The sequence below is a fragment of the Pseudarthrobacter sulfonivorans genome, assembly GCF_024391045.1.
Taxonomy (GTDB): domain Bacteria; phylum Actinomycetota; class Actinomycetes; order Actinomycetales; family Micrococcaceae; genus Arthrobacter; species Arthrobacter sulfonivorans_B.
This window is the reverse complement of record NZ_JANFCZ010000001.1, coordinates 85,945-97,783: the sequence shown is the minus strand read 5'-3', so window position 1 is coordinate 97,783 and position 11,839 is coordinate 85,945. Positions and strand designations below refer to the sequence as shown.

10 protein-coding genes are annotated in these 11,839 nt (G+C 68.7%); all 10 read left to right on the top strand.

What is annotated here, in order from left to right; translation table 11 throughout:
* Positions 1–43 precede the first annotated feature (43 nt).
* The 10 genes from NQJ30_RS00430 to NQJ30_RS00385 all read left to right on the top strand — a co-directional run bounded on the left by NQJ30_RS00430 (position 44) and on the right by NQJ30_RS00385 (position 11,820).
* Positions 44–1,393 (top strand): MFS transporter, encoded by a 1,350-nt coding sequence (locus tag NQJ30_RS00430; protein ID WP_255767752.1) that lies wholly within the window; start codon positions 44–46, stop codon positions 1,391–1,393.
* Between the two features lie 12 nt (positions 1,394–1,405).
* The gene (locus NQJ30_RS00425) at positions 1,406–2,812 is read left to right on the top strand and encodes an FAD-dependent oxidoreductase (RefSeq protein WP_255767749.1); all 1,407 of its coding nucleotides are present in this window, start codon (positions 1,406–1,408) and stop codon (positions 2,810–2,812) included.
* A complete protein-coding gene (locus tag NQJ30_RS00420) occupies positions 2,809–4,077 on the top strand; it encodes a CaiB/BaiF CoA transferase family protein (protein WP_255767748.1) in 1,269 nt (422 codons plus the stop codon). Before NQJ30_RS00425 ends, NQJ30_RS00420 begins: the two co-directional genes overlap by 4 nt.
* Positions 4,074–4,907, top strand: a complete 834-nt coding sequence (locus NQJ30_RS00415; protein ID WP_255767746.1) for an enoyl-CoA hydratase-related protein — start codon at positions 4,074–4,076, stop codon at positions 4,905–4,907. Before NQJ30_RS00420 ends, NQJ30_RS00415 begins: the two co-directional genes overlap by 4 nt.
* A 26-nt stretch (positions 4,908–4,933) precedes the next feature.
* Entirely contained in the window at positions 4,934–5,893 is a 960-nt protein-coding gene (locus NQJ30_RS00410) for a dihydrodipicolinate synthase family protein (RefSeq protein WP_255767744.1), read from the top strand.
* A complete protein-coding gene (locus NQJ30_RS00405) occupies positions 5,893–6,711 on the top strand; it encodes an SDR family oxidoreductase (protein WP_255767743.1) in 819 nt (272 codons plus the stop codon). Before NQJ30_RS00410 ends, NQJ30_RS00405 begins: the two co-directional genes overlap by 1 nt.
* A gap of 29 nt (positions 6,712–6,740) precedes the next feature.
* Entirely contained in the window at positions 6,741–8,216 is a 1,476-nt protein-coding gene (locus NQJ30_RS00400) for an aldehyde dehydrogenase family protein (RefSeq protein ID WP_255767742.1), read from the top strand.
* 72 nt (positions 8,217–8,288) lie between these two features.
* Complete coding sequence (locus tag NQJ30_RS00395; protein ID WP_255767740.1) at positions 8,289–9,134, top strand: HNH endonuclease; 846 nt, start codon at positions 8,289–8,291, stop codon at positions 9,132–9,134.
* A gap of 77 nt (positions 9,135–9,211) precedes the next feature.
* Entirely contained in the window at positions 9,212–10,393 is a 1,182-nt protein-coding gene (locus NQJ30_RS00390) for a glycosyltransferase family 4 protein (RefSeq protein ID WP_255767737.1), read from the top strand.
* Positions 10,390–11,820 carry a UDP-glucose dehydrogenase family protein gene (locus NQJ30_RS00385; RefSeq protein ID WP_255767736.1) on the top strand — a complete coding sequence of 477 codons (1,431 nt, stop codon included), beginning with the start codon at positions 10,390–10,392 and terminating at the stop codon, positions 11,818–11,820. The genes NQJ30_RS00390 and NQJ30_RS00385 overlap by 4 nt, the downstream gene beginning before the upstream one ends.
* Positions 11,821–11,839: the final 19 nt, after the last annotated feature.

The following is an 11,839-nucleotide window of genomic DNA, read 5'->3' as shown; positions in this document are numbered from 1 at the left end:
TACCCTCCCACGCCGTCCCCGGCGTAAGCGTAAGGACACCTCCATGCTCGATATCCAAGCCACGGATCCCCAACCAACAAGCCGCAATGCGACGGACAACGCAGTCACGTCCCCCACAACCGTCCGCACCGCCAAAAAGTTCTCCCCCGAAGTCCGTAAGGGCCTGCTGGGCCTGGGCCTCGGCAACGCACTCGAATGGTACGACTGGATGGTCTTCGGCCTCCTGTCCGCCTTCATCGGACCGAACTTCTTTCCCAACACCGATCCCCTGTCCGCCACCTTGGACACGCTGGCCGTGTTTGCCGTGGGCTTCGCCTTCCGTCCGCTGGGCGGCATCCTGCTGGGCACCCTCGCCGACCGCATAGGCCGCCGCCGCGTCATGCTGCTGTCCATCATGCTGATGGCCGGCACCACCCTGGTCATTGCCGTCACCCCCAGCTACACCCAGATCGGTGCGTGGGCCGGCATCATCCTGGTGGCCTGCCGTGTTCTGCAGGGCATCTCCACCGGCATCGAAGCCCCGCTGTCCACCTCGCACGCCGTGGAACTGGCGCCCGAAGGCCGCGAAGGCTACGTGGCCGGCATCATGTCCTTCTACGTCAACATCGGCATCCTGCTCGCTTCCCTGGTCAGCTTCCTCTGCAGCCTGGTCCTCGGCGCGGCAGCCATGGGCGAGTGGGGCTGGCGGGTCCCGTTCATCCTCGGCGCACTCTTCGGCTTTGTGGTCCTCTACCTCCGCCGTTCGCTGCCGGAAACCATGAAGGCCGAGGAACTGGCCACCAACACCTCCAAGGCCGTGTGGACCGGAGTCCGCAAGCACTGGCTGTCCGTCCTGGCCATTGTCTTCGTGGTGGGCGCGGCCCAGGCCTATAACTACGCCTGGAACGTGGGCCTTCCCACGGCAGCCCGCAGCGGATTCAAGGAAGACCCCACTGCCGTGTTCGCCCTCACCACGGTCCTCGGCCTCATCCTGGTGGTTGGCAGCTGGATTATCGGCAAGCTCGCCGACGGCCGGGCAATGTCCCGCTGGTTCCTGATCACCCGGATCCTGGCCATCCCGTCCGTCTTCCTCATGCTGATGTACGTCCAGCCGGGTATCGGCGGCTTCGCCGCGGTCCTCCTGGGCGGCTCCCTGGTCCTGGTCCTGAACATGACCCTGTACAACGTGGTGAGCTCGTCCCTGATGCCCAAGAACTGCCGCGGCGCCGGCGTGGCCCTGGGCTACGGCATCGGTGTGGCCCTGTTCGGCGGCACCGCCTCCTACCTCCTGGTCTGGCTCCAGTCCATGAACCTCAGCTGGGTCTTCCCGGTCTATGTGGCCGCCCTGTCCATCCTCAGCATCGTCTTCTACGTCGCCGCCCGCCGCAGCAACGGCATCTTCGTCGGAAAGTAAGGAACTTCCCCCATGATCAACACAGCCAGCTTTGCCGTGCCCGAAAACACCTTCTCCGGCTCCCTTGAGCTTGCAACCACGACGGCGGACCTCACCGCCCCGGTCATCTCCCGTTCCAACGTCCTGGTGGTTGGCGGTGGCCCCGCAGGCGTGGCCGCCGCCGTCACCGCGGCGCGCTCCGGCGCGAAAGTCACCCTCCTGGAGCGCTACTCGTCCCTCGGCGGCCTCGCCTCGGGCGGCATGGTCCTGGTGCTGGACGACATGATCAACGGCCAGGAAATCACCGTCACCGGCATCGTCTCCGAGTACGTGGAGCGCCTGCAGAAGCTGGGCCTCGCCGTGGTCCCGCCGGCAGATGACCGCAAGACCTCCGAGGAACTCTGGAACAAGTGGGGCCGCTACGGCACCTTCGACTTCCACTCCCACACCACGCCCAAACCCATCTGCTACGCGGCGGCCTTCGATCCGGACGGCTGGAAGCGCGTGTCCAACGACCTGGTCCGTGAGGCCGGCGTGGACCTCCGCCTGCACTCCTGGTTCTCCCGTCCCATCGTGGACAACGGCGTGATGAAGGGCGTCATCTGCGAAACCAAGTCCGGCCCGCAGGCGTTCATGGCGGACGTGGTCATCGACACCACCGGCGACATCGACGTCGCCTCCCGTGCCGGTGCCAGCTACGCCAAGGACAACTACATCACCACCCTCGTCTTCCGCCTGGGCAACGTGGACACCAAGGCCGCCGAGGCCTTCGAGCAGGCCAACCCCAAGGAAGCCCGTGCCATCAACCGCAAGATCAAGCGGCTTCTCGGCGGCGCCTGGGAACTGTGGTGGCTCAAGACCCCCATCGACGGCGTGGTCTGGTGCAACGCCCCGCACATGTCCGGCTTCGACGGCACGGACCCGGCGGAAATGACCGCCGCGGAGTTCGCCGCCCGCGACAGGATCTCCGAGGCCGTGGACTACGTCCGCGCCAACCTGCCGGGCTTCGAAAACTGCTACATGCTCGATGTCGCCTCCCAGATGGGCGTCCGCCAGACCCGCCTGCTGCAGGGTGAGTACGTCATGACCAAGGACGATGTCACCCAGCGCCGGCACTTCGCGGACACCGTGGCCCGCGGCCGCGACTACTACTACCCGTACCGCTCGCTGCTGCCCAAGGAAGTGGACCAGCTGCTGGTGGCCGGCCGCCACTACTCCGCAACCCCCGACGCGCAGAAGATGTCCCGCGAGATCCCGCCCTGCATGGCCATGGGCCAGGCCGTGGGCGTCGCGGCAGCCCTCGCCGTCGAGAACGGCGCCCTGGTGCGCGATGTCTCCGCGCTGGACATCCAGCAGGGCATGCGCCGGCACGGCGCGGACCCGGGCGACGTCCCGTCGTCGAACGCCACCATCGATGCGGATGCAGTGGTGCCCGCATGAGCACCGCCGTGGCAGAGAAGACAGAACGTACGACGACGGTACCCGCCGCCGCTGTACCCCTCACCGAGAGCGTTGCGGCAGTGACCCCGCTGCCGCTGGACGGCATCAAGATCGTGGACTTCACCCAGGTGTTTATGGGCCCGTCGTGCACCCAGATGCTGGGCGACTACGGCGCGGACATCATCAAGGTGGAACGCCCGGGCGCCGGGGACATCTCGCGCAACTCGTTCCCGGACCAGGACGGCCAGGATAACCCCATCTTCCTGTCCATCAACCGGAACAAGCGCAGCGTCTCGATCGACACCCGCACCGAGGAGGGCCGGAACGTGCTGCACGCCATCATGGCGGACGCGGACGTGGTGGTCAGCAACTTCCGCTCCGGTGTGATGGAGCGGATGGGCTTCGGTTACGAGGAGCTCAAGCAGGAGAACCGGGGCATTATTTGGGCTTCCGGCACCGGCTTCGGCCCGGTGGGACCCTACTCCCACAAGGGGGGCCAGGATGCGATCGCGCAGGCCTACTCCGGGGTGATGTGGCGGCGCGAATCGGACGACCAGAAGCCGGCCATCTACCCCACCACCCTGTGCGACTACATCACCGGGATGCACCTGATGCAGGGCATCCTGCTGGCGCTGCGCACCCGCGAAGCTTCCGGCGTCGGCCAGAAGGTGGAGGTGACCATGTACGACTCCATGCTGCACCTGCAGATGCAGGAGGCGTGCATGCAGCTCAACCGCGGCTACGAGGTCAACTGGGGTGCCATGCCGCTGAGCGGCGTCTTCGAGACCACCGACGGCGCCGTGTGCATGGTGGGCGGCTTCACCCCGGACCCGCTGGCCCGCATCTCCGACGCCTTGGGCCTGGACGAGGACCTCACCCAGCGCCCCGAGTTCGCCAACCTGGAGCAGCAGTTCAAGCACAAGCCGGCGCTGCAGGCCATCTTCCGCGAGCGCATGGCCACCAACACCACCGAATACTGGACCGGCAAGCTCGAGGAACAGGGCCTGCTCAACGCCCCGGTCCACACCCTGGAGCAGGCCCTGGCCGACGCCCAGACCGAGGCCAACGGCATGATCGTGGAGGCTGAACATCCCGGCGTCGGCACCGTGAAGATGCTCAACGCCCCCATCCGGCTCTCCGCCACCCCGCCCACCGTCCGCCGCGTGGCACCCCGTCTCGGCGAGCACAACGTGGAGGTCCTGCTGGAGAACGGCTTCGATCCCGAGACCATCGAGCGCCTGCAGCAGCTGGGGGTGCTCCGGTGACCGCCGCTACCGAGGAACGCACGACGGCGGCCGCGGCCTCCGCGCCGGTGGACCAGGTCACCCTGACCATCGAAAACCACGTTGCAACGGTGGTCATCGACCGGCAGCATGTGCTCAACGCCGTCGACGGCGCCGCCCAGGCCCGGCTCAATGAGATCTGGGAACAGCTCGAGGCGGACCCGGATGTACGTGCCGTGGTCATCACCGGTGCCGGCGCGCGGGCCTTCTGCGTCGGGGCCGACATGTCAGCCTCCGCCGTGGACAAGACCGGCCTGGAGTACTGGGCCGGCCTGGACCCGAACGGCTTCGGCGGCCTGAGCCTGCGGACCACTCTGGACATCCCGGTGATCGCCCGGGTGAACGGCTACGCGCTGGGCGGCGGCATGGAGATCGTCCTCGGTGCCGACATCGTGGTGGCCGCGGATACGGCAAAATTCGGGCTGACGGAACCCCGGGTGGGGCGTTTGGCGCTCGACGGCGGCATCCACCAGCTGGTGCGACGCGTCCCCTACACGCAGGCCATGGGCATGCTGCTCACCGGCCGGAAGGCCGACGCCGCGGAGATGAAGGACATGGGCCTCGTCAACGAGGTGGTCCCCGCGGACGGGCTCGACGCCGCGGTGCAGCGCTGGGTGGACCAGATCCTGGCGTGCGCCCCCACCTCCGTCCGGGCCGTCAAACAGATGGTCACCCAGACCGGGCACCTGACGGCCAAGGAAGCCCGCGGCCTCCGGCTGCCGGCCCTGATGGCGGCACTGGACAGTGAGGACTCGGCCGAAGGGGTCCGTGCCTTCCAGGAAAAGCGGGCGCCGGCCTGGCCCGGACGCTGACAAACACGAATTTCGAGGAGGATCCAATGACTGAGCTGAACGAAGGTACGGGCGCTGCAGCCCGGGAGTCCCTGGCACCCGGCGTCTGGGGCGTCGTGGCCACCCCATTCCAAGGCAGCACCATGGACGTGGATCTGGACAGCCTGTCCGGGCTGGTGGAGCATTACAAGGCCATCGGTGCCACCGGGCTGACCGTCCTGGGCGTGTTTGGCGAAGCAGCCGCCCTTACGGCGGAGGAACGCTGCCAGGTCCTGGAAATCGCCGTCGAATGCACTGACCTTCCGCTGGTGGTGGGCGTGACGGCGCTGGCCACCCGGCCCGCCATCGACGAAATCCTCGCCGCTCAGGCGGTAGCCGGCGAGCGCCTGGCCGCCGTGATGGTGCAGGCCAACTCGGCCCGCCCCGACATGGTGATTGCACACCTGGACGCCATCCACCGCGCCACCGGCGCCAAGGTGGTGCTGCAGGACTACCCGCTGGCCAGCGGCGTCAGCATCAGTACCCAGGCGCTCATTTCGGTGGTGACCTGGTGCACGTATGTCATCTCGGTCAAAGCCGAGGCACCGCCCACCAGCGTGGCCATCGCCGAGCTGAGCGCCTCAGTTGGGGTCTCCATTTTTGGCGGCCTCGGCGGGCAGGGACTGCTGGATGAGCTCCTGGCCGGCGCCGCCGGTGCCATGACCGGGTTCTCCTACCCCGAGGCGCTCATTGCCTGCGTCCGGGCGTGGCAGCGCGACGGATACGACGCCGCGCGGGACCAGCTGCTGCCGTACCTGCCGCTGATCAACTTCGAGCAGCAGGCCAAGGTGGCCCTGGCCATCCGGAAGGAATGCCTGCGCGAACGCGGGCTCATCAAGGACCCGAGCGTCCGGCCGCCGGCCGCCGGCTTCCCCGAAAAGCTGCGGTTCAGCATGGGAACACACCTGGCCGAATCCGCCGCCGCCCTTGAAGCAGCAACCCCCGCCACCCCTGCAAGGAGTTTCTAATGGATCTGGGAATCGCCGGCAAAACGGCCCTCGTGGCCGCCTCAACGGGCGGGCTGGGCCTGGCAACGGCCCGTGCCCTCGCCGCCGAGGGCGTCCGGGTGGCCATCGTTGGCCGCCGCCGCGACCGTGCCAAGGAGATCGTCGCCGAACTGCACAGCGCCTACGGCCATACGGTTGCCGGCGCGGGCGTTGCGGGTTTTGACGCCGTGGCCATCGAGGCAGACCTGACCACCCCGGAAGGCATCGAGTCCGCCGTCGAGCAGACCGTGGCGGACCTCGGGCCCATCGATATCCTGGTCCTCAACGGCCCCGGCCCCAAACCGGGAGCGGCAGCCGCGCTTAGCTCCGAGGACATCGCCAGCGCCTTTGACCTGCTGGTCAAACCCCAGCACGCCCTCGTCTCCCACGTCCTGCCCGGCATGCGGGAACGGCGCTGGGGACGGATCGTGGCCATCGGCTCCAGCGGCGTGGTGGCCCCGCTGCCCAACCTGGCCGTATCCAACACCGGCCGCGCCGCGCTCGCCGGGTACCTGAAAACCCTCGCCGCCGAGGTGGCCCTGGACGGTGTCACCGTGAACATGGTCCTTCCTGGCCGGATCGCCACGGACCGGGTGGCCGAACTGGACCAGGCCGCCGCCAAACGCCGCGGCACCACCGCCCACGAGATCCAGCTCGAATCCCGCAAGACCATCCCCGCCCGCCGCTACGGCGAACCGGAGGAGTTCGGCGCCGCCGCTACGTTCCTCTGCAGCGCACCGGCGTCATACATCACCGGAGTGTCACTCCGGTGCGACGGCGGCCTGGTCCGCAGCCTCTAGCCACCCCGAAAACTTCTTAAGGACACACCATGACTTCCACCGCCATCACCGCCGCCGAACTCCTCACCGCCCGGCACCTCATCAACGGCGAATGGCTCGGTGAGGCTGACACCGAGCGCCTGAACCCGGCACGCCCCGGCGAGCTCGCGGCCCTCTCCCCCAGCGGCACCGCCGCGGACGTGGACGCAGCCATCACCGCGGCCGCCGCTGCGCAGCCCGGCTGGGCAGCCCTGCCGGCACCGTCCCGCGGCGCCATCCTCATCGCCGCGGGCAACCTGCTGATCGAACGCCAGACGGCCATCGCCGAGGACCTGGTCCGGGAGGAAGGCAAGACCCTGGCCGAAGCCAAGGGCGAGGTCAAGCGGGCCTCGGATGTGCTGCGTTTCTTCGGCTCGCTGGGCTGGGCCGCCACCGGCGAGGTGCTGCCCTCCGGCCTGCCGGACACCACCATCACCACCCGCCGCGAACCGCTGGGCGTCGTCGGGCTCATTACGCCCTGGAACTTCCCCATCGCCATCCCCGCGTGGAAGACCGCCCCGGCCCTGATCAGCGGCAACGCCGTGGTGATCAAGCCCGCCGAACTGACCCCGCTTTCGGCCACCCACCTGGCCCGCGCGCTTCAGGACGCCGGCTTGCCCGCGGGCGTGTTCAACGTGGTGCACGGCAAGGGCCGCGTGGTGGGCGATGCCCTGGCCCGCGACCCCCGCATCGCCGGGCTCTCCTTCACCGGCTCCACCAACGTGGGGCTCGGCCTGCAGGAAATCCTGAACGGCCGCCGGGCCCGCGTGCAGCTGGAGATGGGCGGCAAGAACGGTGTCCTGGTGCTCGATGACGCCGATCCCCGCAAAGCCGCACAGGTGGTTGCTGTCGGCGCGTTCGGACTGACCGGCCAGGCGTGCACCGCCACCTCCCGCGTGTACGTCACGCCCGGCATCCGCGCCGCCTTCCTCGAGGCACTCACCGCGGAAGCCGCCGCCTACAGCACCGGCGACGGCCTCGACATTGTCAATTCGGGCGAAGCCCGCATGGGCGCAGTGGTGAGCCGGCAGCAGTTCGAGCAGGACCAGGCCGCGGTGCGCTCCGCCGTCGAGCGTGGCGCCACCCTCCTGCACGGGGAGTACGACGGCGACCCCTCCGGCGCGCTGTTCTTCCCGGCGGCGGTGCTCACCGATCTGCCGTTCGACGACGCCGCGGTGACCGAGGAGATCTTCGGCCCCGTGGTGGCTGTCCTGGAGGTCCCGGATTACGAGGCCGGGCTCGCCGCGATCAACGATTCCCGCTACGGCCTGACCGCCGGCATCTGCACGGACTCGCTGGCCCGGGCCACCGACTTTGCCGCGCGCGCCCAGGCCGGAGTCATCAAGGTGAACCGTCCCACGGCCGGCCTGGACCTGAACGTGCCGTTCGGCGGAGTCAAGGACTCCTCCACCAACACGTTCCGCGAGCAGGGCCGGTCGGCGCTGGACTTCTTCACCTGGGGCAAGACCGTCTACACCGGCGTGTAGCCAGGCAACCCGCGTCGGCGGGCAGGGCGGGCCGTCCCGCCGCGCGGGCGATCGTGCTGCAACAATAGGCCCATGAGCGCCGTCATCCTGGGCTGGGACCCTTCCCGCTGGACCCAGTGGAACTACCCGGCCGTTGTTGAACAGGTTGCCGTTTCAGGGGTCCACCTTGAGCCGTGGAGCGTACGCCCGGACGTAGCCGCCGGCGCGGACGCGTGGCTGGTCCTGCAGGGAACCCGCGGTCCCGGCCTGCTCGGCCACGGCGTGGTCCATCCGGACCCTCAGCTGCCCGCCGGCGGCCCGGAGACATCCATGGTCCGGGTGCAGGTGGCGTTCGATGCGCTCCTGCCACTGGGCGACCAGGTTCCCGCCAACGTTCTCCGCGAGGCGTTGCCCGGCGTCATGTGGGACACCGTAGGGCAGGGTGACCCGATCGCCCCGGGTGACGAGGCGGGCCTTCGGAGCCTCTGGGCGGAATTCGGCCCGGCGCAGGGCCCGGACCCGACTCTGCCGACGCCCGGCACCTGCCCCGGGGCCGCCGTCTTCCGTCGCACGGTCAACCGGTACGAAAACGATCCCGAAGCGCGGCGGGCCTGCATCGCGCACCGCGGCACCAGCTGCGCGGCGTGCGGCTTTTCGTTCGAGGCGGCCTACGGGGAGGCGGGTACCGGCTTCATTGATGTCCACCACGTAGTGCCCGCCTCCCAGCTCGGCGGCAGCTACCAGCTGGACCCGCTCACCGATCTGGTGCCGCTGTGCGCCAACTGTCATGCCATGGCGCACTACGGTCTCAGCTCGCCCCGAAGCGTGGCCGAGCTCAGGCGCATCACCGCCAGCGCCGGGTACCTGCGCGGAAGCACAGTGACCTCCGACGAGCTCGAAGCCCAGCAGATCGCCCGGGAAATCCTAGGCCACGATTAGGTCCTGTTCACCCAACCTTTCCCTCGCCTCAACCCGGGTGACCCCGCATCGTCAGGCGGCGGGAGCACCTTGGAGGGGTGAGGATCGCAATTGTTGCCGAATCATTCCTGCCACTGATGAACGGAGTGACCCACTCCATCCTGCGGGTGCTGGAACACCTGGATGGTCAGGGCCACGACGTCCTGGTCATCGCCCCGTCCACCCATGCGGTGGCGGATGCGATGGCCGAATTTGTGGGGCCGGCTGAGGTGGTTCACGGCGCGAAGGTGCACCGGGTTCCCGCGGTTCCGCTGGCGGGCTACACCAACGTCAGAGTGGCGATGGGCGGTGTGTACCGGGTCAAGCGAATCCTTGCCGACTACGCACCGGACATCGTCCACCTGGCGTCGCCGTTCATCCTCGGCTGGCGGGCAGTGCAGGCCGCGCACCAGTTGAAGATCCCCACCATAGCCATCTACCAGACCGAGGTTCCCAGCTACGCCGCCCGATACGGCGTGCCGTTCCTGGAGAACTGGGCGTGGACCCGAGTGGAGAACATCCACCTGCTGGCCACCCGGACCCTGGTGCCTTCCACCTTCGCGCTCAATCAGTTGCGCGGCCGCGGGATCCCGCGGGTGGGCATGTGGCGGCGCGGTGTGGATACCGCGCGGTTCTCGCCGGACAAGCGCGACGCCGGCTGGCGGGCTGCCGTGGCGCCCGGCGGCGAGCGGATCATCGGCTACGTCGGCCGGCTGGCCGTCGAAAAGCAGGTGGAGGATCTCGCCGCACTCGCCGGTGTCCCGAACTCCAAGGTGGTGATTGTGGGCGACGGCCCGCAGCGGGCAGCCCTTCAGGAAGCGCTGCCGGACGCGGTATTTACCGGCTTCCTCGGGGGCGAGGAACTCGCGAAGGCGGTTGCGTCGTTCGATCTCTTTGTCCATCCCGGCGAATTTGAGACGTTCTGCCAGACCATCCAGGAGGCCATGGCCTCGGGAGTCCCCGTCGTGGCCACCGGCCGCGGCGGGCCCCTGGACCTGGTGGAAAACTCCCGCACCGGCTGGCTCTACCAGCCCGGGGACCTCGCCGGTTTCCGCGCCCACGTGGTGGACCTGATGGGCGACGACGCCAAGCGCCGCGCGTTCGCCACGGCGGCGCACGCTTCGGTCCAGGACCGGACATGGCCGGCCCTGTGCGCTCTGCTGGAGGACCAGTACCACGAAGTTCTTGCAAGCCATCCGGTCACCCTGCCGGCCGAGTACAAACGAGGAGTGTCCCTGTGAAAATTTCCGTGATCGGCTGCGGCTACCTTGGCGCCGTGCACGCCGCCACGCTCGCCTCCATGGGCCACACCGTGGTGGGCATCGATGTGGACGCAGCCAAAGTGGAGCAACTGAGCCGCGGCGTGGCACCCTTCTTCGAACCGGGGCTGGATGAGCTGCTCCGCGACGGAAAGACCACCGGCCGCCTGAAGTTTTCCACGGACTTCGCCGCTGCCGCCGGCGCCCAGGTGCACTTCTTGTGCGTCGGGACGCCGCAGTCCAAGACGTCCGACGGCGCCGACCTCACCTTCCTGGTGGCTGCCACCGAGGCGCTGCTCCCGCACCTGGCGAGGGGCGCCGTCGTCGTCGGTAAATCAACGGTGCCGGTAGGCACAGTGGACATGCTCCGCGAGGTTTTGGCGGTGCGGCCGGACGTGCAGCTGGGCTGGAACCCGGAGTTCCTCCGCCAGGGCGCGGCCGTGAAGGACACCCTGGTGCCGGACCGCCTGGTGTATGGCGTGCAGGGCGGCCGGGCGTCGGCTTTCAACCCCGGAACCGGTGCGCCAAGAGGGGTGACGGCTGCCTTGGATGCCGTCTACGAGCCCCTGCTGAACGCCGGCATCCCGCGCCTGGTGTGCAACTTCGCCACAGCCGAGCTGATCAAGTCGGCAGCCAACGCATACCTGGCCACGAAGGTCAGCTTCATCAACGCCATCGCCGAACTGTGCGACGCGTCCGGGGCGGATGTGGCCGAACTCAGCGAGGCCATGGGCATGGACCCCCGGATCGGCAGCCGCTACCTGCACGCGGGGCTGGGCTTCGGCGGCGGCTGCCTGCCCAAGGACATCCGCAGCCTCAGCAGCCAGGCTGCCCTCCTGGGGGTGGACCCGGTCAACGACTGGATGGGGGTGGTGGACATGATCAACGTCCGCCAGCGGACCCGGACCGTGGACCTCGCCGCTGACATGTGCGGCGGAGCCGTCTCCGGCAGGGCCATTACCGTCCTCGGCGCTGCCTTTAAGCCGGAGACCGATGACATCCGCGATTCCCCGGCGCTGGACGTCGCCGCCCGGCTGGCAGCGGCCGGCGCGCACGTGACGGTGACGGATCCGAAAGCCGTGAACAACGCGTGGCTGCGCTATCCGCAGCTGCGGTTTGAGGCCTCCACCACCCGGGCGCTGGATGGTGCGGAACTGGTCCTGCTGCTCACCGAGTGGGACGAGTACCGGCAGCTCTCCCCCGCAGTCGCGGGCGGACTTGTCCGACGCCGGATGGTCCTGGATGCGCGGAACGTCCTGGACGCTGCTGCGTGGCAGGCCGAGGGCTGGGCGGTCCGCGGGCTGGGAACCAACGCCGGCAGCGGCACCGGAGCTCACGCGGCCAGCGGCGCCGATTTCCGGGGGAAGATTTCACCGGAACCGCAAAAGGAACGCATTTTCGTGCCGTGATCCCGCGCATTCACTTTAT